Source organism: Rossellomorea orangium, from assembly GCF_019334305.1.
In the GTDB taxonomy this organism is placed as follows: Bacteria; Bacillota; Bacilli; order Bacillales; family Bacillaceae_B; genus Rossellomorea.
The window spans coordinates 17,698-43,929 of the sequence record NZ_JAHWGH010000007.1 but is presented as its reverse complement, the minus strand read 5'-3'; the positions used below and the strand labels follow the sequence as shown (position 1 = coordinate 43,929).

Below are 26,232 nucleotides of genomic sequence, written 5' to 3'. Positions count from 1 at the left end.
GGTTGATAGAAGCTGAAAGGAGCATGCCGCTTGAACAGGAAGTATTTTATATCATTATCACTTGCAGCAGCATTAACAATCGGGGGTCTACCAACGTTCGCTACAACTGCTAGCGCTAACTCCTCTGTGCAGGACTTAAAGAAACAGCAGGGCGACGTTTCTTCTAAGAAGGAAGAGGTCAATGGAAAGATAAATGAGAAAAATTCACAAATTGACCAAAATATCAACAAGCAAAAAGATATTCAAGCTCAAATTACTGAAATCAGCACGAAGTTAAAAGATACAGAAACCAAAATCACAGAAAAAACTAAAGAGATTAATGAAACAACTGCTAAAATCAATAAGCTTAAGGCAGATATTGAAGAGTTAAAGAAAAAGATCGCAGAACGTAACGAGCTTCTAAAAGAACGCGCTCGTGCGATTCAAGAAAAAGGCGGCTCAGCCAATTATCTTGACGTACTTCTTGGAGCGGAAAGCTTCGGAGACTTCATCAACCGTGTAACAGCAGTAAATACAATCGTAAATGCAGATAAAAAAATCATGGACGAACAGAAACGCGATCAAGCTGAATTAGAGAAAAAGCAGGCGGAAGTAGAAAAAGAACTTGCTGACCTTGAAGCTTCAAAAGCGAATCTTCAGTCCCTGAAAAAAGATCTAGATAGCCAAAAAGCTAAAAAAGCAGAATTATTCAAGCAGTTAGAAGCTCAACAGGCTACGTTAAAAGTAGAAAAAGCCGATCTTGAAAAAGAGTCAGACGAGCTTGCTAAGATGGAGCAGCAGCTTGAAGGAGAGATCCAGGCAGAACAAGCACGACTGGCAGAACTAGCCCGTCAGCGTGAAATCGAACGCAAACGTCAGGCTGAAGCTGAAGCAGCTAAACGTGCAGCGGCTACGTCAAGCAATAGTGGTGGTGGCTCGACGTCACCAGCGCCAAGTGCCCCAGTAAGTTCAGGAGCATGGACAGCTCCAGCACATGGAACGATCACTACCAACTTCGGATGGGATGTACTAAATGGTGAGAGAAGATTCCACTATGGTACAGACATTGCAGCACGTGGAAGTGTTCCAATCTCAGCTGCAGCTGATGGATATGTCATCAAAAGCCATTACAGCTCAAGCTACGGTAATGTTGTATACATTACTCACTCTATCAATGGCCAAACGTTCACTACTGTATATGCTCACATGTCTTCTTCATTAGTAAGCACTGGGCAAGCTGTGAATAAAGGCGACCAAATCGGATACATGGGTAACACCGGTTTCTCATTTGGACAGCATTTACACTTTGAACTTTACAGAGGATCTTGGAGTGCATCACATGCAAATGCTGTAGATCCACGTCAATATATCAACTTTTAAGTTTTGAAACCCCGTTCTCTAGTAGAATGGGGTTTTTATTGTATGCTTTCACTCTATATTAGGATAAAGGATTCACCAATGAATTACGGTATTGTGTTTTCATATCATCATTCTTTTAGTATAATGACAATATATTTAATTGATTTTCGAAAAAGGCAAACTAATTGAAAAATTAGGACGCAAAGCCACGGGTCTTCCATTTTATTAAAATAATGATCGCCGGGTTACCGAAATAACGGAAGCAATGAATACTAATGGTAGCATTTTGCTAGTATGATCATGCCTGCCGATTCGTGGGGTGTTTTTTTACTAGAGATGCTTTATTAGTAAGGATTGAACCTGTAAGAAGGATGATGGTATTGGAGTTAGCTGATATAAAGAGACAATTAAGAAGTTTCTGCAGAAGAAATCGTACAGCACTAAAGTATACCCATATAGGACAGTATACAGCCGAAGAAGTCAGTGACATGTTCCTGGAATGTGTCGGTCCTGAGGAACTTGAAAAGATCCTACATGACATTGAAATAATCAATCAGCGCGGTGGGGACAGCGTTAAATATTTCATGCTCATCTTGGAAGGTTTGAAAGCGGCCTAGTTTTCATCAATACTTATGGATCACCCTTTATTTAATCGGGGTGGTCCTTTTGTTTTTTTAAAAGGCTGTTTTCGTAAAGATTGTTGCTATTCATATACAAACTAAGATTTACGATGCTCTGTCATTTAGGTTGTGGTGCAGGAGGGTGAAGGGAACTGCTCCGCTTTCCACGGACGTTCGGCCGAGCCTCCTCAGCAAAGACCGCTTCCGGGGTCTCGACACGCCCGTTTTCCGTAGGAGTCTACGCAGTTCCCTTCACCCTCTAACGTAGTAAGTAGTTGACAGAGCAAAATGGTTTGTGATCATCATTTTAAAAAGAGTAAAGGGCTATGAATTAAAATCAGTCACTGCAACAAATGAAAAAGCAGTGGCATAAGCAATCTCCACATATTCTGTAAGGTTGTAAAACATAGTTGATTCTCGCTGCAGGTGCTCGACTCCTGCGGGAAACGCTGGACAGGTGAGACCCCGCGGGGCGAAGCCTGAGGAGGCTCACCGCCAGCCTCGCGGAAAGCGAGCACCTGTAGCGGAAATCAACCGCCACTCCCTACATCCAAAAGCAACAATGTTTACGAAAACAGCCTATTTTATTTAAAAGATGAATCGTATCAGGGCAGGTATAGTTCTTATTTGTTCAACGGTCCGACACACATCCAGCGTACAAATCTGTAATAATTCAACTAAGGGATACACTATGAGTAAATAACTTGATTGTGGGCTTGAGATTTAAGATACTAATACATAATAGGGTATATATTTGAACGGAGGAATTTCAATGACTGGACATTTATTTGAACATCATAAAGCTTCAAAGCTGCTTGATCCAAAGCGGCAAGCCATAGTGCCTGTAGACAAAGTATTAGAGATGCTTCAATTAAAACCTGATGATATTGTGGCAGACCTGGGGTGTGGGAATGGCTATTTAACCCTTCCAATTGCTCGAAAGGTTGAAACGAATGTGCAGGCAGTAGATTTACAACAGGAAATGCTTGAGTACCTGAAGCATCGTGCTGGGGAAGAAGATATAGACAACATCGTATATGAGAAATCATCCCTTGAGTACCTTAGCTTCAATAAGAAAACGTTAGATAAGGTTGTTTCTGCTTTTGTCCTGCATGAAGTTCCTGATTTGATCAAAGTCTTTCAAGATCTTCATGATATGTTGAAAGACGATGGAATCTGGTTGATTCTTGATTGGGAAGCTGTAGAATCCGAAATGGGACCTCCCATGGAGGAAAGGCTTGCTTCAGAGGACTTGGACCGTCAGCTTACTTCAGCGGGCTTCACGACAACAGTCGGGCATCTTCATACGTCCGTCTACTATATCGTTGTGAGAAAGAACGCTTGTTAGTGAAGGGAGTAGTGACCGATGCCTGAAATGTGGTACTCTATAGGTTCATTCACGTTCCCCTCTTCCTGGGGAGCAATCATCGCCTCCTTCGTCCTGACGTATCTGTTTCTCTACTTCTGGAATAGAAAGGCAAGCGATTGGTATTCGAGTGCGGTCTTTTATTTTATTCTTACCTGGAAGCTGAGTGTCATAGTGGTAGATTTTCAAACGGTCATCGATCATCCCCTTACAATCCTGTATTTTCATGGAGGAAGGGTTGGTTACTGGCTGGGGATCCTGGCAGCACTTTTATACATAACCTTAAAAAGGGGAGTAAGCCCATCCATTGTAGTCATCGCCTGGGTCAGTACGGTGGTTTCATTTGAATTTGTCCATCATGTATTAGAACTGGATTTCCTTTCAGGAATCTTCCAACTTATCATCAACGGGACACTCTTTTGGTTTCTATTAAAAAAATCAAGTGGACTAAAGCGGGAAATATGGATAGTGCAATTAGTGGTTGTTTTCACACTGCTTCAACTGCTGTTTCATTCGTTAAATACAGGTTTTACGTTCACTACCGTTACATGGACGTATGTAGTGGTGATGATCTATCTAATTGCTTTAGGCGGGAGGAGGAACCATATTGAATAAACGGAATTTTGCCCTGGCCATCGTTGCCCTGCTGATCGGGATTTTTCTAGTGAATCTGTTTCAGGATCAACAGGAAAAAAAGGCGAAGGAAGAGGCAGCACAATTAGCCAAAGAGTCCATGGATTTGACCAACGCCAAGCAGGGGCTGACTAAAGGTGACCGTGCGCCGGATTTTGAGTTGACCACTTTAAATGGTGAGAGCATTAAACTGTCCGACTATCAGGGAAAAAAAGTGATCCTGAATTTCTGGGCCACCTGGTGCCCGCCATGTAAAGCCGAAATGCCCCATATGCAAAAGTATTATGAAAAAAATGCGGATAAAGAGAATGTCGAAATTCTTGCCGTTAATCTGACTTCCCAAGATGACGGAAAAAAAGCGGTCCAGCAGTTTGTCGATGGATACGAGCTCACCTTCCCGATCCTCATGGATGAAAAAGGTGATATCGGAGACGAATACCGAGCTTTTACCATTCCGACCACCTATATGATCGACACCAACGGCCTCATCCAACACAAAATCGTCGGCCCCATGAACGAAGAAATGATGGGTAAAATGGTCGAACAGATGGAATAATGTGAGGGACGGACCTGGTTTCATTACATACGCTATGAGGTATAAGTAACCATTACTCAAAAAGGAGGATCAATATGTTTCATTACACAAAAGAAGTTTCAATGAATGTGAAAGAAGCGGTGACGGCCGTCGAGAACGCACTTAAAGAGGAAAGTTTCGGTGTTCTTTGGAATCTTGACCTTGCCGGGAAGCTCCAGGATAAGGGTCTGGACTTCAATGAAGAAGTGGTCGTGCTCGAAGTATGTAATCCGCACGAAGCAAAGAAAGTGCTGGAGGAAAGCATGCTCGTAAGTTACTTCCTGCCTTGTAAAGTGACGGTATACACAGAAGGCGGAACAACCAAGATTGGTATGGCGAAGCCGAGCAAGCTGATTGAGATGGTTGATAATGATGAACTGAAAGAGTTGGCATTGGATATTGAAAATCGCTTGATCGGTTGTTTAGAAAACGTTTGAAGGATGGGAACCTGTTGCAACAAAGCGACAGGTTCTTTTTTTATGGAAACTAACATCTCTCACTCCTCACAATCTTCTGAATATGATACACTTTTTAAAATACATAGATAAAGGAAGGATGACGGAAATATGAAATTCACCACCAAGGTTGTACATAGTCAGCTTAAGGGAACGGAGGAAATCCGCAGTAAGACGACGCCGATCTACCAGACGTCTGCATTTTCTTTTACCTCACTGGAGGAGCTGGAGGGCTTTTATGAGGGGAAGTCTCCTTATCTCTATACAAGAACGGGTAACCCCAACACCGATGAGCTGGGGAAGATGGTGGCAGACCTGGAAGGAGCACCAGCTGGTGTCGCCACATCTTCCGGTTTATCCGCCATCCTCGTGGGAATCCTGGCTGTGGTTCGATCAGGAGACCATATCGTAGCAGCAGAGGATTTGTACGGTGGTACCTTCCACATGTTAAAAGCAGAACTGAACTCGTTCGGCATTTCCACATCATTCGTTGATTTTACAAATGAGAAGGAAGTAGAAACAGCGATCACTCCGCAAACCAAACTGCTTTACAGTGAAACCGTCACAAATCCATTTATGCGTGTTGAAGATATCGCTAAAATGGTCGCTTTGGCGGAAAAACACGGCTTGAAAACGATGATTGACAATACGTTTGCCACGCCGTTTCTGCGCCAGCCTTTCCTTGAAGGCGTAGACTTGGTCGCCCACAGCGCGACGAAATATATCGGTGGACACAGTGATATCACGGCAGGGGTGGTCGTAGGTCACGAAGAGCTTGTCCAAAAAGCAAGAGAGAAAGTGGTCAATATTGGTTCGAATTTAAGCCCTTTCGAAGCCTGGTTGACCTGCCGTGGTGCCAAAACGCTGGCACTGAGAGTCGGGACACAGGCCCGTAACGCAGAGACCCTTGCAGATGAACTGCGAAACAACAGAGGAGTGAAATCGGTCTATTACCCAAGCAACCTATCAGAAAAAGGAAACGGTGCAATCGTGACGATTGAACTTGAGCCAACATGTGACATCAGTACATTCTTCAAGTCCCTTGGCTGGATCAAAATCATCCCGTCCCTGGCCGGTGTGGAAACGACGGTATCGTATCCACTTGGAACATCCCATCGTGCCCTTCCGAAAGAAGCTCAGGAGAAACTTGGCATCAACACCCATGTGGTGCGCATATCGTTAGGTATCGAGGATGGGGAAGACATCGTCGCTCAGTTTACAGATGCCATTGTAGCTTCTGTTAAAAAATAAAAAATTCTGAAAATACTCTTGACGATGGTGCTCCTTACCCTTTATAATTCATCTCAACGCAAGAATTTTTCACTTTGACAACTATATGCTCTTATCCAGAGAGGTGGAGGGACTAGGCCCGATGAAACCCGGCAACCTTCATGTACGCTAAAGGCGTCGCATGAAAAGGTGCTAATTCCTGCAGGCGATTTGCCTGAAAGATAAGAGGAGGACCCTATTCATTTAGACCCTCTTCTTAGGAAGAGGGTTTTTTGTTTTTACCTCTTCTATCTTCTCAGTTTTTGTGTTCAGCAGGAGAATGTTTGGAGAAGTTTAGCTGCTGATATTCTTTGAAAATTCAGCAGGTGAATTCATCCCAATAATCAGCAGCTGAAAAAACCACCCTTTTCAACAGCTGAACCAAACCAACCGTAAACCAATCCAAAGCCCAAATCTAAAAAACCAGGAGGAATTCCCAATGACCAAATCATTCGATTTCGACACTCTGCTACTTCACGGCGGCCAGGAGCCCGACCCATCCACAGGATCAAGAGCGGTACCGATCTATCAAACTACTTCCTACGTATTCGATAACAGCGATCATGCAGCCAAACTATTTGCCCTTGAAGAGCCTGGCAACATCTATACACGCATCATGAATCCGACAGTCGACGTTTTGGAGAAGCGCCTTGCCTTGTTAGAAGGAGGCATCGGGGCCCTTGGGGTGTCATCGGGAATGGCCGCCATCTCCCTGTCGATCCTGAATATTGCTGGAGCAGGAGATGAAATCGTGGCAGCCACAAATCTCTACGGTGGAACGTATAATTTGTTCTCTACGACTCTGCCGAAATACGGGATCAAGGTTCATTTTGTGGATCCGACTGATCCTGAGAACTTCCGTAAAGCAATTACGCCGAAAACGAAGGCGGTATTTGCCGAAACGATTGGAAATCCAAGCCTTCACGTTCTGGATATCGAGGCGGTCTCAAAAGTGGCGCATGACAACCACATTCCACTTATCATTGATAACACCTTTGCCACTCCGTACGTGTGCAAGCCGATCGAGTGGGGAGCGGATATCGTCATCCACTCTGCAACCAAATGGATCGGTGGTCACGGGACGGCAATCGGAGGTGTCGTCATTGACGGAGGGAAGTTTGACTGGAACCATGAGAAATTCCCTGGATTCACGGAAGAGGACAGAAGCTATAATGGACTTCGCTACGCACAAGATGTTGGCCCGGCTGCATTTATCACCAAACTTAGAGTGCAGCTTCTCAGGGATCTCGGTGCCTGCTTAAGTCCTCAAAACGCATTCCTGTTGCTGCAGGGACTTGAAACCCTGCACCTCCGTATCGAACGTCATACGGAAAACGCATTGAAGATTGCGGAGCATTTAAATCAGCACAGCGGGGTCGCGTGGGTGTCTTATCCTGGACTGCCTCAGCATCCATCCCACGCACTTGCTCAAAAATATTTAAAAAACGGAGCAGGCTCCATCGTCGTCTTTGGCATAAAAGGGGGCAGGGATTCAGGGCGGAAAGTCGTTGATAATATTTCCCTATGGTCCCATGTTGCCAACGTCGGGGATGCGAAATCACTGATCATTCATCCAGCTTCCACGACGCATCAGCAATTAAATGAGCAGGAAATCCGCGCGACCGGGGTAACCGAGGATCTTGTAAGACTTTCCGTCGGCTTGGAATCTGTGAAAGACCTGATCGAGGATTTGGATCATGCGATTGAAGTGGCGTTGGAAACGTCGAAGGTATAAGATTTAGGTTTATTGAAGATAAATCCAGGGCTGGATGCTAGTAAAAGGGCATCCAGCGGGTTACTGTATACAGATATCAGCGAAACTGCTTCTTGCAGTCAAATTTAAATGAACCTTTAATACTAATCGGGACATATGGTCGGTGGAAAAACTCAACCCATCGATCACCCCAAACAACACCAAAAAGGAGGTGGAGGAATGGAGAATTCATATTCGTACGAAGTAAGCTCCATTACCATCCCATCCCTCACGTTAGAATCAGGCATCGAGTTGAAAAATGTTCATCTTGCATATGAGCGTACAGGTCGTAAAGATGGGCCTGTCATCCTCGTATGTCATGCCCTCACTGGAACCCATATTGTCAAAGGTACCAGTGAGGACCGCGGCTGGTGGGCTGGACTGATTGGCCCCGGGTCGTATATTGATACGGAGCGATTCAATGTGGTTGCTTTCAATGTATTGGGAGGGTGTGAAGGAAGCAGTGGTCCAACGGCCGTCAATCCGGATACCGGAGAGCGATACGGTCCGGATTTCCCCCACATCACGATAAGAGATATGGTCCATGCCCAATATGAGGCGCTGCAGCAGCTATCCGTCCAGCACGTAGAAGCCGTGATCGGAGGTTCACTCGGTGGTATGCAGGCGCTTGAGTGGGGAGTGCTGTACCCTTCCTATATCAATAAGGTGTTCGCCCTTGCTGTCTCACCGGCACTGAATGATTATGGTCTCGCGTTCAATCATATCGGGATCACGGCGATCGAAGGGGATCCCGAGTTTCATAACGGACACTATCCCCAGGGAGCCGGTTTAAAAGGGCTGGAGATCGCAAGGATGGTCGGGATGGTGACGTATCGGACCCAGGAATTATTCGATCAGCGGTTTCAGCGGGAGAGGACGAATGAGCAATTTAATGTAGAGAGCTATCTGGATTATCAAGGAAAGAAATTAGGAAAGCGTTTTGATCCCAACAGCTATCTTACCTTGTTGAAAGCCATGAATACCCATGATATCGGAAGAGGAAGGGAAGGTGTGGATAAAGTCGCTGAATCCTATCGGTGCGAGCTGATATCCATCAGCTACGAGGGTGATTTGATCTATTCCCCTCAATACTTAAAAGACTTCACGGAACAAGTATCAAATGGAGAGCACTACTATATCCCAACCTCATTCGGTCATGACGGATTCCTGGTGGAATTTGAGAAATGGGGAGGGATCATCTCTTCCCATCTCAAACACCATCAGGTTCAAAGAATGGCGACGAACATCAAATAATCTCCATCCAATCATAACTCGTCCCCTTCCGGCATATAGTTAGATAAGCAAAGACATCGCACCGCCTTAGCGCGTTTTTGTGTGGTGTCTTTTTTCGTTGGGTGGAAGATTTTCATCCAGACCATAAACAAACGACTAGCTGGAGGGGAATATATGGAGTGGACGGGCAGAAGGCTCATCATCACCATCATCATTAGCATGCTGATCGGTGCAGGAGGAATGTATGGAGGTTTGGAGTGGGCTGATTTGGCAGGGGACGAGCCTGCTCAGTTCAATGGAAAAGGGGAGCTTAATGATAAGCTTCACAAGGTAGAGGTTGCTTATGATCTGATCAGCGATAAGTTTTTTCAGGATGTAGACAAAGGGCAGCTTGTGGAAGGTGCGATCCAGGGGATGCTGAAAACCCTCGATGATCCGTACTCTGTATACATGAACGCAGAGACCGCGTCCCAATTCAATGACGCCTTGGATTCGTCCTTTGAAGGAATCGGTGCGGAGGTCACGATCATGGACGGGAAGCTTGTCATCGTGGCACCATTTAAAAATTCACCTGCCGAGAAAGCAGGACTGAAACCGAATGACCGCATCATCAAGGTGGACGGGAACAGTATCGACGGCCTCGACCTTTACGAGGCAACGTTGAAAATACGAGGGAAAAAGGGTACGGAAGTGAAGTTGGAGATCACGAGAGAAGGACTGTCGGATCCGATCGAAGTGTCCGTGAAACGGGACGATATCCCGGTTGAAACGGTCATCTCGGATGTGAAGGAAGTCAATGGTAAGAAAACGGGTTATATTCAAATTACCACCTTCTCGGAAAATACAGCCATCGATTTTAAAAAGCAGCTGGCAGAACTTGAAAAGAAAAAAGTGGAAGGATTGGTCCTGGATGTGAGGGGCAACCCTGGAGGGCTCCTGTCGAGTGTGGAAGAAATCCTGAAACAATTCGTCACTGAGAAAAAACCGTATGTCCAAATCCAGGAACGAAGCGGAGAGGTGCTGAAATCCTTCTCGAACAGTAAGGAAAGAAAAGCGTATCCTGTCGTCGTTCTTATCGATGAGGGCAGTGCATCTGCATCTGAAATCCTTGCCGGTGCGCTGAAAGAGGCAGAAGGCTATCCCCTGATCGGGACGAAGAGCTTCGGGAAAGGGACCGTACAGCAGGCAGTGCCGATGGGGGACGGCAGCAACATCAAGCTGACGATGTTCAAATGGCTGACGCCGAACGGGAACTGGATCCATAAGAAGGGAATCAAGCCGGACATCCCGGTCAGACAGCCATCCTACTTCTATGCCCATCCCCTTCAGGTGGAGAAGCCATTGGAAGAAGGCATAAACAATGAACAGGTGAAAAATGCCCAGGAAATGCTTCAAGGGTTAGGCTTCACACTTGATCGGGTCGATGGATATTTCAGCAAGAAAACCGCTAAGGCCGTCAAGGACTTCCAGATCCAGGAAAGCATGGATGTCACGGGAATCATCGATGCCAAAACTGGGGAGAGACTACAGGAAGAAATAGTAAAAGCGGTGCAGAATGAGCAGAATGATCTGCAGCTGCAGGCGGCTTTGGAGTATATTGAAAGAACAGCAAAAGGAACTGATAAAGAATAGTCTGCTAAAGAGAAAGGTTCTTAGTGAAATGAACCTTTCTCTTTTTTTAAGTTTTATTCGTGAAAAAAGAGGGGATATAGGAATGGATGTCGAATAATATAACTTAATTTACCAATTAAGGGTTCTAAATGACTAAAAGGAGGTGCAAGATTGAAAAAATAGATAACAAGTAATGAATATATAGTCCTTATCCTCAATATAGTAAATTAACATTATTTCTAATTACTTTTTTTAAGGAGGTGAGGAATATTGATAGAACCAAGTAAAATGCATGAAGAGAGCGTTGCACTGGAGCAGGTGGACATTAAGACTCGAATAGATAAGTTGAACAGCAAGAGGATGATGGATATCGTCATCAGTTTGATTTCTATGATTCTATTAAGCCCGATCTTTCTCCTGATATACTTGCTCATTATGATGATGGATGGTCGCCCGGTTATATTTAAACAAACCCGGACAGGCATCAATCATACTCCCTTTACTATTTATAAATTCCGAACCATGAGGGAATCCAATGAAGTAGAGTACGGCTGGAAAGATAAAGTCCCTGATGACTTCGTGTTCAAAGGGGAACACAATCCGGATATTACCACCCTGGGAAAGATTCTTCGTAAAACAAGCCTCGATGAATTACCACAACTATTGAATGTTCTAAAGGGTGATATGAGTATGGTAGGTCCACGACCGGAAGTGCCACGCATCACTCGATATTATGATGAACAGCAGCGACAGAGATTATTTGTAAAACCCGGAATGACCGGATATGCCCAAGTAAATGGGCGCTCTGATATGAACCACGGACAGAAGATATTCTACGATTTATATTATGTTTATAATCAATCTCTCCGGTTGGACCTCAAGATCCTGTTGAAGACAATCGGTACTGTTTTGCGGCGTAGTGGTTCTTATTAGAGAACAACGGAGGTTGAAAGGAGTGTAGGGGTGGAGCAATCATTTAATTATCAAGCTATATTGAAAGAGCTAAAAAACGGTTTGAAATTCATTATCCTGACCACAATACTCACGACGGTCCTGGGGGCCATCATCACGTTCTTCTGGCTCTCTCCTATGTATGAATCCAAGACAGATCTGCTGGTCAATGGTACGGTCGTGAAAGGGAATGGGGAAGACTTATCACTTAATGAAGTGGAAATCAATATCCGTTTAATTGAAACCTACAGTATCATGATCAAGAGTGACCGGATCATGGATAAGGTCGAAGATAAGCTTGACCAGCGCATCAGTAAGGAAGAGCTGGTTAAACAAACAAGTGTAGTCACGAACGAAAACTCCCAGATCATTTCCATCATCGCTGAGAGCTCGAATCCTGAAAACGCAGCAGAAATTGCGAATGAAGTAGCTCTGACGTTTAAAGAAGAAGTAAAGAAAGTGATGGATATCGATAATGTTCATGTTCTTTCATCTGCCAGTCCAAGTGATAAGCCGGTACGCCCCAATAAAATGATCAACATCCTTCTGTCTATGGTCATTGGGTTTATTTTGTCTGCTACATGGGTTCTCTATAGGAAACACTTCGATATGAAATTAATCACCATCCATGAAGTAGAAGAGGCATTATCCCTTCCGGTGTTGAGTGGGATTCCTCATATGAAGAAGTCTAAAAAGGTGGGCGGGGGCTTATCTCAACATCTATTAAAAGCCGGAGAGGTTCATTCCCCTCTTGCTGAGGCTTATCGTTCGCTAAGGACGATTGTCCAGTATAAAACGAAGAACAATGCTGCTTCTGCATTAATGGTGACAAGTAAGCATCCAAATGAAGGGAAGTCATTGACCAGTGCCAACCTTGCGATCGTCATGGCACTCGATAATAAGAAAACCGTTTATATCGATTGTGACTTAAGGAGACCTGATGGACAATTCCTCTTTGGTGTCAGCAGTAGAAAAGGGGTTACTTCCTATCTAGAAGGATATTCTACAGCGAAGGAAATTGTATCAGGAACACATATTCCGAATCTCTCGGTCATCGTCGCCGGAATCATACCTCCGAATCCTACAGAACTTCTTTCATCAAAGAGAATGGACCAGTTGCTGCAAGAGCTTAAGAAAGAGTATGAATATATCATTATTGACAGTCCGCCGATGGTCGTATCAGATTCTTTGGCATTAGCCAACAAAGTGGATGGATGTATATTCGTCGTGAATGCCCAAAAATCCAAACGTGATGAAGTGTCCGATGGAATTCAGCAACTGCAGCAGGTGAAAACGGAAATCCTCGGTACCATCCTGAATGAAATCGCTCCATCCAAGAAAGTTCAGTATTACTATTAATCGTTATAACAGAGGAGGAATCAGTGTGATTGTAGATATACACAACCATATCTTACATGGTATTGATGATGGCCCCGTGACACTTGAAGAATCGATTTCAATGGCAGGACAAGCGGCGGAAACGGGTATTTCACATGTCATCGCCACTCCCCATCAAGGGAACGGACTCCATTTTAATAAAGGGCATCGCATTGTCCATCAGGTAATGGAACTAAATCGTGAATTGAAGAAGCGTCAGATCCCGCTTACGATACTTCCGGGAATGGAAATCCATTTATACGGAGAAGTTGCGGAGGATTTGCAGAAATTGGACTCCATTTTGTTGACTCTGAATGAAACGAATAAGTACGTGCTGATCGAGCTCCCTAATAGTCATTTCCCCTCCTATACGGAGATGATTCTTTATAAGCTTCAATTGGTGGGGTACGTACCGATCATTGCCCACGTTGAACGTAATGAAGAATTGAGGAAAAAGCCGGAGCTGCTGTATTCCTTATTTCAAAAAGGAGCCCTATTCCAAGTGAACGCTGGTAGTATCTTAGGTAAGTTCGGAAAGAGTATTCAAAAGTTTGCCTATGAATTGATCAAATACAATCATGTTCATGTTGTGGCATCTGACGCTCATAATCATCATTCCAGGACGTTTACATTAGGGGAAGCCTATCAAGCGATCCAACATGAATTTTCGGCTATGTATACCAATTACTTTCGTGCCAATGCCGTGTATATTGCCAATGGCATGGATTTCACCAGCTTTACACCAGAGAAAATAAGGAGAAAACAGAGATTGATCGGATTTAAGTGATGCCGCTCCCATGAAGTCATACGTGATTAAGGTGGTACAAGGAGATGAAATTCATAAAAAAATTAAAGGCTCTTATCCTTAAAGGAAACTTCTATCGTAACGTCTCCATTCTCGTTTCAGGCACAGCCATATCTCTCATCGTCATCGTATTGACGACTCCATTGTTGACTCGATTGTACACACCTGAAGAATTTGGTGGATATTCCATTTATGTATCCATCCTGTACACGACATCGGTGATGGCTTCCTTATTATATGAATCGGCTATCCCGCTGCCAAGGGATGAGGATGATGCGGTAAATCTCTTAAGTCTTTCATTGATAATTGTATCTGGAATGAGTGTTTTAAGCTTGATTGGGGTCTGGTTGTTCCGGCATTTCATGGCATCCATCGTGAACATTCCCCATTTAGAAGAGTACTTATGGCTACTGCCTTTGAGCTTATTCGGTTTTGGCGTCTTTCAAGTATTGAATACGTGGCTCATTAGGAGGGAAGCCTACCCCTTCATGGCTAAAGGGAAAGTGTTTATGAACATGAGTCAAGTATTCTCGCAAATCAGCCTGGGTCTTCTTCATTTTGGCCCGGTTGGTTTGGTTGCAGGAGAGGTAGTTGGAAGGATGGTAGGCAGCAGTACAGTACTCAGGCTGTCTTTTAAATCCATTAGAGTCCGCCTTCCTCAAATCAATCTAAAAAAAATGGGGATGTTGGCCAATCGCTATAAGTACTTTCCACTTATATCAAGCTGGTCGTCCATATTAAGTGTTGCCAGTGGTCATTTGCCTGTCTTCTTCATCGCCGCAACATTCGGGTCGAAAGCTGCAGGCCTTTATATGCTCGGTCAGCGGGTACTTTCGATTCCAGACGCCCTGATCGGGTTCTCGGTTAAACAAGTGTATTTTGCCAGCGCCACAAAACAGAAGCGTTCCACCACTACTCCATTGAACTCCCTTTTTTGGCAGATGGTGTGGAAGCTGTCTGGTGTAAGTTCCTTGATCATATGCATCATTGTAGTAGCCGCACCATGGACATTTGGACATGTGTTTGGCGAAGGGTGGATTGAATCAGGGACCTACATCCAAGTGATGGCGATTCTATTTTTCTTCCAGATGGTCGTTAATCCCATTACATCAAACTTTTATGTCTTTGAAGCCCAACATTTACATCTTATTGGGGAATTCGTTCGTTTTGTTCTCTTGTTGGCTGCAGTATTGGTTTCGATCCATTCCCAATTCTCATCCATACAGTCCCTGCTTTGTTTAAGTGTTCTGGGTTCCGCAGGATATTTGGTTGTTGCTTTTCTTGCCTGGTATGCAATGAGAACAAAAGGTGTGACCCAAGATCAATTGAAATGTGAAATAGGAGTTGAAGCCAGTGAAGCTAAATGAATTTCTTCCCGGTTGGCTGAATTCGTTTCTTTATTTTACATTGGCTTGCAGCTCAATCGTATTTGTTGAGCCTTCTCCCTATGATGTTCTGTTAATGATCCTTATCGCATTGATGTTGAAGAAAATGATCCCCTTTTCGATGGAGCTCCCTGCTCCAATGCTTCTGCTGATCATATTTATAACGTGTAATTTGGCTTCACTCTATTTTGCAAAGGATCCTGTCCATGGTCTCAACTATAGCGTCATCACGTTTTACCTCGTACTGACATGGATCTGTATCGGGAGCGTGGTCTCCATATATAAAGAAAAGGCTCTTGAGACCATATTTAATGGATACGTAATTGCTGCAATGGCAGCGGCCGTAATCGGTCTCGGTTCCTTCTTCAACCTACTTCCGTTTTCAGATCTATTTATGTGGTCGGGAAGAATAAAGTCGATGTTTAAAGATCCGAATGTGTTCGGTCCCTTTGTGATTCCTGCGGCACTTTTCTTGCTACTGAAGATTGAGATGGTGACTGGGAGAGAAAAAGTGAAAGTATGGATGTTCATCAGTTTCATTGTCCTCTCTTTAGCCGTCTCATTAAGCTTTTCCCGTGCTGCCTGGGGGCATCTTGTCGTCGCACTTTTCATTTATTTTATGTTTTTTAAAGGGAATATCAACAAACGAATCGGTATTATCATTCTCCTTATTCTTTCTTCTCTTCCGATTCTCTACTTTGTTATGGCATCTACTGATCTAGTCGATCTGTTTCATGAGCGGTTAGGATATCAGGAATACGATAATACCCGGTTTGATAAACAGAAGGAATCGTTGGAAGCCGCATTGACCCATCCTCTGGGAGTGGGGTCGGGGCAATCGGAGATGATGTTCAATCATTCTACTCATAGTTTATATGTGAGGATACTCACTGAAAATGGATTTCTGGGGTTTATCTCTTTTATTGGTTTTGTGGGGATGAGTATGCTGACTTGCTTCCGGAATATCAGGAAGACGGAAGGAGTGTATCAGGGTTATTTTGTTGTGATTCTTGCATCCATCATCGGCTTACTTTTCAATAGTTTCTTTATCGATACACTGCACTGGCGCCATTTCTGGCTGCTGCTTGCCTTACCCTGGTGCACTGTCGACAGTATTCCTAAACAAGAGGGGGGAGTATATGAAAGTCATACAATTCATTACAAGAATGGATGATGTAGGGGGAGCTCAAGTTCATGTTCTCGATCTCTCCCTGAGCCTTATGAGAGCGGGACATGAAGTAGTCGTCCTCTCCATGGGGAGCGGACCTGTCACCGATGAGCTCCAGAAGAAAGGAATTAGATGCGAAGAGTTGATACATCTTCAATTAAAGATCCATCCACTACAGGATTGGTTTGCATTGAACGAGCTTTGCAAGTGGTTGAAGAAACTAAAACCTGATATTCTCGCTACTCACTCTTCGAAAGCAGGTATGCTGGGACGTATCGCTGGAAAGATCTGTCGAGTCCCAACTGTATTTACAGCCCATGGATGGGCCTTTTCTGAGGGGGTGCCTGAAAGGAAAAGAAGAATGTATGCCATTCTTGAAAGGGTTGCAGGAAAGATATCCAATGGGATCATAACCGTTTCAAACTATGACTATCAGTTAGCTAAAAAGCACCGGATCATACACGAATCAAAAATGAAGACGATCCATAACAGTGTTCCAGATGTTCCCGAAAATCTCCGAAGGAATCCATCGGGGTCCAAACCCAAATTAATCATGGTAGCAAGGTTTGCCTCCCCAAAGGATCACCGACGCCTTCTCCTCACACTGGAAAACATCCGGGAGCTCTCTTGGGAGCTGGATCTGGTGGGGGACGGACCTTTAGTAGAGGAGATAAAGGATATGGTTGCAAGGAGTTCCATTGCACATCGCGTCCATTTCCTTGGGAACAGACGAAATATACCCGAACTATTGGCAGACTCACATCTATTTGTATTAATCTCAAGGCATGAAGGGCTTCCCATCAGTGTCATTGAAGCAATGAGAGCCGGGTTACCCATCGTTGCATCGGATGTAGGAGGAATGAGAGAACTTATTGATGAAGGGAAGAACGGTTTTCTGATCCCAAGGAATGACTCAGAGACATTAAAGGAAAGGTTAAAGACGCTGCTCATTGACCCACAATTGATGAATAAAATGGGGCAATGCAGTAGAACGAGATATGAGAGTCACTTCTTATTTGAACATATGAGTGATCAAACGATAGAGATGTATAAGGCAGTTCAGCTAAATGGTATTGGAATGAGACCAGTCGGACTTCCAAATAAGAGTAGAGAGGTGTAATGATGAAGGTATTGGTAACGGGCGGAGCGGGATTTATAGGGTATCATGTTACAAAAAATCTACAAGAAAAAGGACATTCTGTTATAATGATCGATTCTCTTATCACTGGCAAAGAAGAAAATATTCCAGATGGTGTTGCATTTTACAAAATGGATATCACCAGTCCGGAAATTGAAACAGTATTCATAAAGGAAGAGCCGGATGTCATTATCCATTTAGCAGCACAGATTTCTGTGTCCTATTCAATGAAGAATCCGCAGGAGGATGGAAAAGTCAACATTATCGGGACCATTAACCTTCTTCATCTGAGTGCAAAATACCATCTGAAAAAATTCATCTTTGCTTCTTCTGCGGCAGTGTATGGAACTCCTCTGAACCTGCCGATCGATGAACGTCATCAGCTTATGCCTACCTCATCCTATGGTTTATCCAAGATGACATCTGAAAACTATATTCAAATGTATTACCAATCAAATTCCTTACCTTATACGATCCTCCGATTTTCCAATGTGTACGGACCAAGACAAACATCAGAAGGCGAAGCGGGCGTAATCTCTATCTTCCTGAACAGTGCGTCACAGGATAAACCCATCCAGGTTTTCGGTAATGGGAATCAAACCCGGGACTTCATATATGTGAAGGATGTTGCTGAGGCTTGTGTCCAGTCACTTGAACACGGCGAGAACAAGATCATCAATATTGGTTCAGAAACACAGCTGAGCATCAATCAACTCATACACTCAATATCCAAAATTAGCGAAAAACCTTTATCAGTCAAGTTCGAATCTGCAAGGGAAGGTGATATCGAACATAGCTCCCTGGACTATTCAAAAGCAAGGGCGCAGTTGGAATGGTCTCCTCGATACTCATTGGAACAAGGCCTTCGTGAAGCATTGAATGAAATTCAAAGAAAGAGAAGGAGGAGTCATGAAACTGCTTGGGAAAAAAGTCACTCCATTTAATAAAAATCAACCAGGAACTCTAGTTATTTCATTGGATTTTGAGCTCTATTGGGGAATGCAGGACCAGCTTCCCTTTAAAACGTATAAAGATCAATCTGAAGAAGATGCTGAACATGTGGTTTCATCCATATTGGAAAGCTTCAATCGATATAATATCCATGCCACATGGGCCGTTGTCGGCTTTATGTTTTATCAAAATTTCAAAGAGTTGAGAAAAGATTTTCCGGCAAAACTGCCCGGTTATCATGATTCACAGCTTTCGCCCTATGTGTATCTTAATTCTATAAAAAATGATAGAGACCATTATGAATTTCACTTTTCCCCCTCAATGATCAGTGAAATAGCAAAGGCAAAAAACCAAGAGATCGGCACCCACACCTTTTCCCATTATTACTGCTTAGAAGAAGGTCAGACAATAGAAGAATTTAATGCTGATCTCAGTAAAGCCATAGAAGTAATGAAAAAGGTGCGGCAGGAACCGAAAAGCATTGTTTTTCCCCGTAACCAGATAAAGAAGGAGTATGTCCAGCTTTGCAGAAGTAAAGGGATCACTTCCTACCGGGGTACTGAAAAATCTTGGATTTACGATTTGAAGACGGGTGAAAATAAGAGGTATGTGAAGCGCGCTCTCCGTTTTCTTGATGCCTATTTCAATCTCACTGGACACAATACGTATTCCCTAAAGGAAAGTGATGGGTCTATGCCATTGAATATACCATCAAGCAGGTTCCTCAGGCCTTATTGTCCAAGATTAAAAAGGCTTGAATCCCTTCGTCTTAAAAGAATTCTGGACGATCTAACGTATGCTGCGCAGAACGGCCAAACCTATCATTTGTGGTGGCACCCACATAATTTCAACTCGAACTTGCGAGAAAATCTTGAATTTCTCAATCGAATTTTTGAAGTATTCTCTGGATTGAAGGAAGAGTACGGGATGAGAAGTCTAAATATGACAGAACTACAAAGGGAATTTAATTATAATAGGGGGATTTGTGATGAAGCCGATTTACTGGAAGAAATGGATGTTAGATATAACTGATTTATACGGAACAATTGAAACGGATAGACCTCATAAAAAAACAGACATCACGATCGTTTCTCAACTTCCTAAACATATGTCTGATGACAAATACCATATGCTAAAAAAATTTAAGACCCTCCATCTGAATCTTGAGCAAACAGAAGAAGAATTATTCAAGGGAATGAATCGAACCACCCGGTATCAGATTAACAGGGCCTCTAAAGATTCTTTTGAAGTCACAATCATAGATCATCCCTCTCCAAAAGACATTAAGGAATTTGTTCAGTTTTTCATCCCGTTTTCAAAGGAGAAAGATATCCCATCCTGCAGTTACAGTAAACTGAATTCCCTAGGTGAAGAAGGAATGCTTGTGATAACGAAAGTGATGGATGAGCAAGGGCGTAAACTGGCTTCTCATGCGTATTCCCTGACAGAAGGAAAAGCGAGCATGATTCACTCATGTTCCGGACGGTTTGAATTCGGAAATAATCAAGAAAGAAATCGAATCGGAAGGGCTAATCGCTTTCTTCATTGGAACGATATCTTATACTTTAAGGAGCAAAATTATCAGATTTATGATTTTGTCGGTATATCATTCGATGATGATGAGGATGAAGCCATGAAGAATATTTCTGACTTTAAAAAGGGTTTCGGAGGAAGGGAAGTAATAGAATACAAATATTATATAGCCCATAGCCTTCCGGGAAAAATAGTATTATTTATCTTAAGTCAAAAATGGAGAAAGAGGCCGGATTTCTTAGAGTATAGCTTTAAATAGAAATATTTTTATCAAATATAACCGAACATCATTAGACCTCCTGTTTTCAGAGAGGTCTTTTTGTATGGAAAGAAATTATTGTTTCAGCTGTGCATATGCCATTTTGATAAAGGCATTTCATTCAATTTTACTGAAACTCTGAAATAGTAATCACTCATTCCCCCGTTCTATCTATTATAATAATGACCCTCAATTTACTAGAAAGGAGATTGATAGAATGTTCTCAGTTAAAAACAAAGTCGCCATCGTCACAGGCGGTGGACGGGGTCTTGGGAAAGAGATGGCCATGGCGCTGGGAGAAGCGGGGGCGCATGTGGTCGTATGTTCGAGGAACCTCCCGGCGTGTGAAGAAGTGAAGAAGGAGCTACTGGATCTAGGCGTACAGTCACTCGCCATCCCTTGCGATGTGACAAAGAAATCAGATGTTGTGAACGTAGTCGAAATGGTGATGAAAGAGTTTGGCAGAATCGATATCCTGATCAATAATAGCGGGACGTCCTGGACCGGCCCTTTTGCCGACATCCCTGAAGATAAGTGGGACAAGGTGATGGATGTCAATGTGAAGGGGGTTTTTTTGTTTTCACAGGAAGTATCCCGAATCATGGTGGGTCAGAAAAGTGGGAAGATCATTAATATTGCTTCCGTGACCGGATTTGGCGGGACGAATCCCATGCTGATGGATACCGTTCCTTACAATACGAGTAAGGGGGCGGTCATGACCCTGACGAAGGATCTTGCAGTGAAGCTGGCACCTCATAATATTCAGGTGAATGCCATCGCACCCGGTTTCTTTCCTACGAAAATTACAAAGGAATTATTCGCCAGTCAGGGAAACATGATCAAGCAGCATATACCTGCGCGGAGATTTGGGCAGCCAGAAGATTTGAAAGGTGTTGCCGTCTTCCTTTCCTCTGCTGCCTCGGATTATATCAATGGACATATTCTGATCGTGGATGGCGGCATCCGTGCACAGGTTTAAGGAGGGGAAGACATGGATCCATTTTATGAAGATTTGAAAAAGCTGTGGATGAGTGTGGAGTATGAGCTGAATCAAGCGATTAAAGAGAAATTGGACGACCCGGTGTTTGTAGAATCCGTCAAGCAATGGCTGCAGCTATTCCACGTTATCGTGAATTTATTTCAACTTCTGCTCTTTCCACAGGCAACGACATTAGGCAACGACATTAAATGAATAAAGAATAGAGGTAACACGATGAAAGAAGAGAATAATCAAAAAGAAGTCGCAAGGTGGAAAGGCTTCATTGATACATTGCAAAATGAAAGCGAGTGGCAGCCGAACTTTCCAAGGGAAGAAATCTGGAATCGATACAACAGTAAACTATGGTACTATCATTCCGAAAATAAAAATGGTCTGATCCCCGTATTTTTACTATATTCACATATCAACAAACCATCCATTCTTGATCTGACCAAAGAACATAGTATGATAGGGGGATTTCTGAAGGAAGGATATGATGTCTACCTTCTCGAATTTGGTGAACCTGTAATAGAAGAAAGAGGAATCGGTTTGGCGGAATATCTTTCTCTTTATGTGGACCCGTGCATAAAGGAAACGCTTAAACATAGTGGTGAAAATCAGCTCTCCCTTTCCGGCTTTTGTTTAGGAGGGACGTTAGCCGTCATCTACGCAGCGTTACACCCTCAACTCATCAAGAATCTAATGCTTTTTGTCACCCCCATCGACTTTAATCAAATCCCGGATTATCGCAGTTGGGTCGAAGCCTTGAAAAAAGATGAATTGGATGTCCCGGCTTTCGTGGAAGAAATGAATATCATCCCCGCACCCTTCGTCCGCTATGGAATGAGGGCATTGACCTCGCCTATTTACCTTTCTCCCTATTTTTCACTTTTAAACAGAGCCTACGATAAGGAATATACGGATTACTGGCTTCGCTTCAATCAGTGGACCAATGATCATCTCTCCCTAACCGGTGCGATGGCAAGGGATATCCTCACATATTTCATTAAAGAAAATGTTTTAATGAAGGGGGAGTTCACACTCTCCGGGGAAAAGGTCGATTTAAAAACAATAGAATCCAACACTTACATGATTTCTTCTCAATATGATCATTTGGTGCCAACACCCATCAGCACTCCATTATTAGACCTGATTTCGAGTGAGGATAAGCAATTATCAGAGGTGGCAGGGGGACATGCCAGTCTTATTAAATATGGAATTTCAACCGGACTTAAAGAGTGGTTACACGCTCACTCGAAATAAAGAAAGGAGGGAAACATGACGATGATGGATTGGGAAGTGGATTACCCGTTGGAATATTTAAGTTTTGCTTTCTTTGTTTTTAAGGATTTTATTTTATCTTATTTTAATTAAAAGGCTGTTTTCGCAAAGATTGTTGCTATTCATATACAGACGAAGATTTGCGAATGCTCTGTCTTATAGGGTGTGGTGCAGTCGGGTGAAGGGAACAGTCCCGCTTTCCTCAGACGTTCGGCCGAGCCTCCTCAGAAAAAACCGCTTCCGGGGTCTCGGCACGCCCGTTTTCCGTATGAGTCTACGCAGTACCCTGCACCCTCTAAAGTAGTAAGTAGTTGACAGAGCAAAATGGTTTGATGGTTTGTGACCTCAGTTTAAAAGAGTAAAGGACAAAAAATCAGTCAATGAAATTAATGTAAAAGCAGTGGCATACACAATTTCCACATTTCCTTTATGATCGTAAAACTTTTCATCTGTCTAGTTGATTGGAGCGGAAGGTGCTCGACTCCTGCGGGAATAGCGTGAAAGTTGAGACCCCACAGGGCAAAGCCCGAGGAGGCTCAACTCACGCCCCGCGGAAAGCGAGCACCTGTAGCGGAAATCAACCGCCACTCGCTACATCCAAAAGCAACAATGTATTCGAAAACAGCCAAATGAAATAAGAGACGGTCGGCAGTTAAGCCTGGTCGTCTCTTTTTTGCAATGATAGGGAATATTTCCGTCTAATCGACATCATTTCCCGGGAAAATATGAGGAATGCTGTCGGAAATGACATCGAAACGTAAAATGAACGAATAAAATTGCAATAGGTTTTAACCGCTTCTTTTGATAAAATAGTAGATAATGCAAATTTTCTTACAAAAGGTGGTGAGTGATCATTGGTTGAGCTTTGGTTGCTGGAGATCCTGAAAGGATTCGGTAAATTATTTCTGCATCCTGTTTTCTATCTCTCTGTGTTCTTCTCTATTATGACGGGCTATTATCGTGTGAAGAGGGAACGAAAAGATTTCAATACGAGATTGTTGGATGGGTACCATGATATGAGGGTATTATTTTCTTACGGAATCGTACTAGGGTTGCTGTTTTCAATCGTTACGGTAGGAGTGGGAATGGTGATTCCTATCGCCGGCGTTATCCTGATCGGGGCGGTGTCGATCCTGTTTGCGCTGACGGGTCGTTTTCAGCTTATGTCCGCTACCATGACTGTAGGTTTTTCCTATTTCATATTAGTGTTGTTGGATTATTTTCAATGGGACATCCCCTATGTGAATACATATGTGGAGAACGTGAACCTGGGACTGCTGAGTTCCATCGTCGTACTACTGGGTGTGCTGACGATGATAGAAGGCATCCTTATTCGACTGAATGGTTGGAAGCATACTTCACCCCGTTTATTCAAGAGTGCCCGCGGCCTGAAAGTTGGGGCACATCTAGGGAAGAAACTGTGGCTGGTCCCGATGTTCATCCTGATTCCAGACGGGAGCTTGACGCTTCCATTTGACTGGTGGCCGGTGCTTACTGTTGGGACGGAAACGTATTCTTTGCTATGCGTACCGTTTCTCCTTGGTTTTCAGCAGCTTGTGAAAAGCACGTTGCCGGAAGTGGCGATTAAATATACGGGATCCCGGGTTTTCTGGTTGGGTGCATTCGTTTTGACGTTGGCCGTAACAGGTTTTTGGGCACCTATGTTTTCAATCGGTGCAGCAGCCGTCGCCGTCATTGGACGTGCATGGATCGCATACCGCTACAGAAGTACGGAGGATTCAAAGCCTTACTTCTTTAAACGTCAGCCGAAGGGAGTCATGATTCTGGGTATCCTCCCAGGATCGCCTGCCAAGAAATTGACCCTTGAAGTAGGTGAAATCGTCCTGAAGGTGAACGGAGTCGAGGTAAATACGGAAAGAGCGTTTTATGAAGCCCTTCAAAAGAATGGGGCTTATTGTAAGCTGGAGGTACTTGGGACGAACGGAGAGAACCGTTTCACTCAAGGAGCTCTGTATGAAGGTGATCATCATGAATTGGGGATCATTTTTGCAGATGAGGCTTCTGGATGGGAGCATCACCAGGTTTCATAAAATAAGAAAAAAGGATAGCCGCGGCTATCCTTTTTTTAGTGCTACTCACTATCCTTCTCAGTCTTATCAATAATCGACGTACCGACTAAATCTCCGGTCACATTCAGGGCAGTGCATCCCATTCCGACAAGGGCATCAATCGCCGTCAACAGAGCGACGGTTTCCATCGGAAGGCCGAGCTGGGCGAATACCGTTGCAATCATGATGATACCTGCTCCAGGGACACCTGCTGTTCCGATTGAAGCCAATGTTCCTACGAGGACAACGACCAGCATATCGGTCAGAGATAACGGGTCCCCGACGACGTTGGCGGCGAATACGGCAGACACGGCAATCCGGATGGCAGCGCCGTCCATATTAATCGTTGCACCGAAGGGTAAACTGAAGCCGTACAGGCTTTTCGGCAAACCGAGATTTTTGGCTGCATTCAGTGTCAATGGCAGTGTTCCAGAGCTGCTTTGGGTGACGAATGCGGTCACCATTGGTGTACGGGCTTGAGCAAAGAACCGGCGCGGGCTGATTTTGAAACCTGCTAGGGCGATAATATATATAGCGATTTGGACAAACAAAGCAATATACAGAACGAGAATCATATTACCTAATGAGAGCAGCGTGTCCAGTCCCTGATTTCCGACTGTATTGGCCATGATGGCAAAAATCCCGACCGGTACATATTGAAGAATCACCTTCATGATGGCCAGGGTGGCTTCGTTCAAACCATTTACGACCTTATACACATGGTCGCCCAGTTCACGATACTCCGCTTGCGACCGTAAATACGAAATCCCAATACCGAACACAATGGCTGTAAAAATGATCCCCAGAAGGTTCATTTCTGTGAATGCCGTGACGATATTCTCCGGAATGATATTCAGGAGCACGCTTGTGACGCCGGGATTTTCCGGCACCTTGAATTTCTCCGTTGTATCAAGGGTCATGCCTGTACCTGGTTTAAAGATACTGGCAACGGCGATTCCGACGATGATGGCTAAAGCAGATGAAAATAAATAGTATAAGAACGTCTTTCCGCCCATGCGTCCAAGCTTGCTTACATTCGTCTGATTCACACCTACCATCAAGGTGAACAAGATGAGGGGGATGATCAGGAACTTAAGCAGGCGAATCAAGATGTCGCCAAGGGGTGAAAGGACGGATGCATCCTTTCCAAAGATTAGACCGGCGGCAATCCCCAGTATGAGAGCCACGGTTATTTTGATGATCAGGGATGTATTGAGATAACCTCTCCAGAGAGATTTCATGTTTTGACGCCTCCTTTATTCTTATAGTCCCCAAAGTTCTAAAACATAACATTTATATAAATCTGATAGGTTTAGTGAGGATTCATTTTCATAAGATACAATAGATCTTAGAAAGTGTCAAAGTCGGTGATTATTTGAGTGAAAAAGACTCTTATATTTCAAATAGATCCCCTGAACAGATGGTCTTTTAGCATCCGCTTGTTATACCGCTGTTGATTTCCGTGCAAGACTTCGCTTTCCTCG

At 43.8% G+C, this 26,232-nt stretch carries 24 protein-coding genes and 2 riboswitches; of the genes, 23 read left to right on the top strand and 1 reads right to left on the bottom strand.

Going from position 1 to position 26,232, the window contains the following annotated elements:
- The first annotated feature begins 30 nt into the window (after window positions 1-30).
- The 23 genes from KYJ26_RS03225 to KYJ26_RS03115 all read left to right on the top strand — a co-directional run bounded on the left by KYJ26_RS03225 (window position 31) and on the right by KYJ26_RS03115 (window position 24,730).
- Window positions 31-1,359, top strand: a complete 1,329-nt coding sequence (locus KYJ26_RS03225; protein ID WP_219165889.1) for a murein hydrolase activator EnvC family protein — start codon at window positions 31-33, stop codon at window positions 1,357-1,359.
- A 144-nt stretch (window positions 1,360-1,503) separates the two neighbouring features.
- Window positions 1,504-1,591, top strand: a riboswitch (cyclic di-GMP riboswitch).
- A gap of 127 nt (window positions 1,592-1,718) precedes the next feature.
- Complete coding sequence (locus KYJ26_RS03220) at window positions 1,719-1,955, top strand: hypothetical protein (RefSeq protein ID WP_219165887.1); 237 nt, start codon at window positions 1,719-1,721, stop codon at window positions 1,953-1,955.
- Window positions 1,956-2,730: 775 nt separating this feature from the next.
- On the top strand, window positions 2,731-3,306 hold the full coding sequence (locus KYJ26_RS03215) for a class I SAM-dependent methyltransferase (protein ID WP_219165886.1): 576 nt from the start codon (window positions 2,731-2,733) through the stop codon (window positions 3,304-3,306).
- A gap of 18 nt (window positions 3,307-3,324) precedes the next feature.
- Window positions 3,325-3,939, top strand: a complete 615-nt coding sequence (locus tag KYJ26_RS03210) for a hypothetical protein (RefSeq protein ID WP_219165885.1) — start codon at window positions 3,325-3,327, stop codon at window positions 3,937-3,939.
- Window positions 3,932-4,513, top strand: a complete 582-nt coding sequence (locus KYJ26_RS03205; protein ID WP_219165884.1) for a peroxiredoxin family protein — start codon at window positions 3,932-3,934, stop codon at window positions 4,511-4,513. Before KYJ26_RS03210 ends, KYJ26_RS03205 begins: the two co-directional genes overlap by 8 nt.
- Window positions 4,514-4,587: 74 nt before the next feature.
- A complete protein-coding gene (locus KYJ26_RS03200) occupies window positions 4,588-4,968 on the top strand; it encodes a DUF302 domain-containing protein (protein WP_219165883.1) in 381 nt (126 codons plus the stop codon).
- A 129-nt stretch (window positions 4,969-5,097) separates the two neighbouring features.
- On the top strand, window positions 5,098-6,237 hold the full coding sequence (locus KYJ26_RS03195) for a trans-sulfuration enzyme family protein (RefSeq protein WP_219165882.1): 1,140 nt from the start codon (window positions 5,098-5,100) through the stop codon (window positions 6,235-6,237).
- Window positions 6,238-6,325: 88 nt separating this feature from the next.
- Window positions 6,326-6,444: riboswitch (SAM riboswitch) on the top strand.
- Window positions 6,445-6,694: 250 nt separating this feature from the next.
- Window positions 6,695-7,990 (top strand): O-acetylhomoserine aminocarboxypropyltransferase/cysteine synthase family protein, encoded by a 1,296-nt coding sequence (locus KYJ26_RS03190; protein WP_219165881.1) that lies wholly within the window; start codon window positions 6,695-6,697, stop codon window positions 7,988-7,990.
- 198 nt (window positions 7,991-8,188) lie between these two features.
- Window positions 8,189-9,262 (top strand): homoserine O-acetyltransferase MetX, encoded by a 1,074-nt coding sequence (metX, locus tag KYJ26_RS03185; RefSeq protein ID WP_219165880.1) that lies wholly within the window; start codon window positions 8,189-8,191, stop codon window positions 9,260-9,262.
- Window positions 9,263-9,415: 153 nt separating this feature from the next.
- Complete coding sequence (locus KYJ26_RS03180) at window positions 9,416-10,873, top strand: S41 family peptidase (protein ID WP_219165879.1); 1,458 nt, start codon at window positions 9,416-9,418, stop codon at window positions 10,871-10,873.
- Window positions 10,874-11,122: 249 nt separating this feature from the next.
- The gene (locus tag KYJ26_RS03175) at window positions 11,123-11,785 is read left to right on the top strand and encodes a sugar transferase (protein ID WP_307513548.1); all 663 of its coding nucleotides are present in this window, start codon (window positions 11,123-11,125) and stop codon (window positions 11,783-11,785) included.
- Window positions 11,786-11,815: 30 nt separating this feature from the next.
- Window positions 11,816-13,162, top strand: coding sequence for a tyrosine-protein kinase domain-containing protein (locus KYJ26_RS03170; RefSeq protein WP_219165878.1), 1,347 nt, complete (start codon window positions 11,816-11,818; stop codon window positions 13,160-13,162).
- 25 nt (window positions 13,163-13,187) lie between these two features.
- Window positions 13,188-13,967, top strand: a complete 780-nt coding sequence (locus tag KYJ26_RS03165; protein WP_219165877.1) for a tyrosine-protein phosphatase — start codon at window positions 13,188-13,190, stop codon at window positions 13,965-13,967.
- Between the two features lie 44 nt (window positions 13,968-14,011).
- On the top strand, window positions 14,012-15,352 hold the full coding sequence (locus tag KYJ26_RS03160; RefSeq protein WP_219165876.1) for a lipopolysaccharide biosynthesis protein: 1,341 nt from the start codon (window positions 14,012-14,014) through the stop codon (window positions 15,350-15,352).
- Window positions 15,339-16,544 (top strand): O-antigen ligase family protein, encoded by a 1,206-nt coding sequence (locus KYJ26_RS24160; protein ID WP_219165875.1) that lies wholly within the window; start codon window positions 15,339-15,341, stop codon window positions 16,542-16,544. Before KYJ26_RS03160 ends, KYJ26_RS24160 begins: the two co-directional genes overlap by 14 nt.
- Window positions 16,510-17,658, top strand: coding sequence for a glycosyltransferase family 4 protein (locus KYJ26_RS03150; protein WP_219165874.1), 1,149 nt, complete (start codon window positions 16,510-16,512; stop codon window positions 17,656-17,658). The genes KYJ26_RS24160 and KYJ26_RS03150 overlap by 35 nt, the downstream gene beginning before the upstream one ends.
- Window positions 17,658-18,620: an NAD-dependent epimerase/dehydratase family protein gene (locus tag KYJ26_RS03145; protein WP_257474865.1), complete on the top strand. Its 963-nt coding sequence runs from the start codon at window positions 17,658-17,660 to the stop codon at window positions 18,618-18,620. Before KYJ26_RS03150 ends, KYJ26_RS03145 begins: the two co-directional genes overlap by 1 nt.
- Window positions 18,586-19,659 (top strand): polysaccharide deacetylase family protein, encoded by a 1,074-nt coding sequence (locus KYJ26_RS03140; protein ID WP_219165873.1) that lies wholly within the window; start codon window positions 18,586-18,588, stop codon window positions 19,657-19,659. The genes KYJ26_RS03145 and KYJ26_RS03140 overlap by 35 nt, the downstream gene beginning before the upstream one ends.
- Window positions 19,616-20,419 carry a peptidoglycan bridge formation glycyltransferase FemA/FemB family protein gene (locus tag KYJ26_RS03135; protein WP_219165872.1) on the top strand — a complete coding sequence of 268 codons (804 nt, stop codon included), beginning with the start codon at window positions 19,616-19,618 and terminating at the stop codon, window positions 20,417-20,419. Before KYJ26_RS03140 ends, KYJ26_RS03135 begins: the two co-directional genes overlap by 44 nt.
- 217 nt (window positions 20,420-20,636) lie before the next feature.
- Window positions 20,637-21,398, top strand: coding sequence for an SDR family oxidoreductase (locus KYJ26_RS03130; RefSeq protein ID WP_219165871.1), 762 nt, complete (start codon window positions 20,637-20,639; stop codon window positions 21,396-21,398).
- Window positions 21,399-21,410: 12 nt separating this feature from the next.
- Entirely contained in the window at window positions 21,411-21,611 is a 201-nt protein-coding gene (locus KYJ26_RS03125; protein ID WP_219165870.1) for a hypothetical protein, read from the top strand.
- 21 nt (window positions 21,612-21,632) lie between these two features.
- Window positions 21,633-22,661 (top strand): alpha/beta fold hydrolase, encoded by a 1,029-nt coding sequence (locus tag KYJ26_RS03120; protein WP_219165869.1) that lies wholly within the window; start codon window positions 21,633-21,635, stop codon window positions 22,659-22,661.
- Between the two features lie 872 nt (window positions 22,662-23,533).
- Window positions 23,534-24,730: a PDZ domain-containing protein gene (locus tag KYJ26_RS03115; protein WP_219165868.1), complete on the top strand. Its 1,197-nt coding sequence runs from the start codon at window positions 23,534-23,536 to the stop codon at window positions 24,728-24,730.
- Window positions 24,731-24,771: 41 nt separating this feature from the next.
- Here the strand turns inward: KYJ26_RS03115 and KYJ26_RS03110 are convergent, their stop codons facing one another.
- Window positions 24,772-25,989, bottom strand: a complete 1,218-nt coding sequence (locus KYJ26_RS03110) for a dicarboxylate/amino acid:cation symporter (protein WP_219165867.1) — start codon at window positions 25,987-25,989, stop codon at window positions 24,772-24,774.
- Between the last annotated feature and the right edge of the window lie 243 nt (window positions 25,990-26,232).

Bases quoted from the DNA above. Each gene is read 5' to 3' on its own strand.
- KYJ26_RS03135 (WP_219165872.1), top strand. From the start codon at position 19,616: ATGAAGCCGATTTACTGGAAGAAATGGATGTTAGATATAACTGATTTA.
- KYJ26_RS03200 (WP_219165883.1), top strand. From the start codon at position 4,588: ATGTTTCATTACACAAAAGAAGTTTCAATGAATGTGAAAGAAGCGGTG.
- KYJ26_RS03110 (WP_219165867.1), bottom strand. From the start codon at position 25,989: ATGAAATCTCTCTGGAGAGGTTATCTCAATACATCCCTGATCATCAAA.
- KYJ26_RS03160 (WP_219165876.1), top strand. From the start codon at position 14,012: ATGAAATTCATAAAAAAATTAAAGGCTCTTATCCTTAAAGGAAACTTC.
- KYJ26_RS03140 (WP_219165873.1), top strand. From the start codon at position 18,586: ATGAAACTGCTTGGGAAAAAAGTCACTCCATTTAATAAAAATCAACCA.
- KYJ26_RS03215 (WP_219165886.1), top strand. From the start codon at position 2,731: ATGACTGGACATTTATTTGAACATCATAAAGCTTCAAAGCTGCTTGAT.
- KYJ26_RS03125 (WP_219165870.1), top strand. From the start codon at position 21,411: ATGGATCCATTTTATGAAGATTTGAAAAAGCTGTGGATGAGTGTGGAG.
- KYJ26_RS03190 (WP_219165881.1), top strand. From the start codon at position 6,695: ATGACCAAATCATTCGATTTCGACACTCTGCTACTTCACGGCGGCCAG.
- metX (WP_219165880.1), top strand. From the start codon at position 8,189: ATGGAGAATTCATATTCGTACGAAGTAAGCTCCATTACCATCCCATCC.
- KYJ26_RS03195 (WP_219165882.1), top strand. From the start codon at position 5,098: ATGAAATTCACCACCAAGGTTGTACATAGTCAGCTTAAGGGAACGGAG.
- KYJ26_RS03210 (WP_219165885.1), top strand. From the start codon at position 3,325: ATGCCTGAAATGTGGTACTCTATAGGTTCATTCACGTTCCCCTCTTCC.
- KYJ26_RS03130 (WP_219165871.1), top strand. From the start codon at position 20,637: ATGTTCTCAGTTAAAAACAAAGTCGCCATCGTCACAGGCGGTGGACGG.
- KYJ26_RS03120 (WP_219165869.1), top strand. From the start codon at position 21,633: ATGAAAGAAGAGAATAATCAAAAAGAAGTCGCAAGGTGGAAAGGCTTC.
- KYJ26_RS03180 (WP_219165879.1), top strand. From the start codon at position 9,416: ATGGAGTGGACGGGCAGAAGGCTCATCATCACCATCATCATTAGCATG.
- KYJ26_RS03145 (WP_257474865.1), top strand. From the start codon at position 17,658: ATGATGAAGGTATTGGTAACGGGCGGAGCGGGATTTATAGGGTATCAT.
- KYJ26_RS03150 (WP_219165874.1), top strand. From the start codon at position 16,510: ATGAAAGTCATACAATTCATTACAAGAATGGATGATGTAGGGGGAGCT.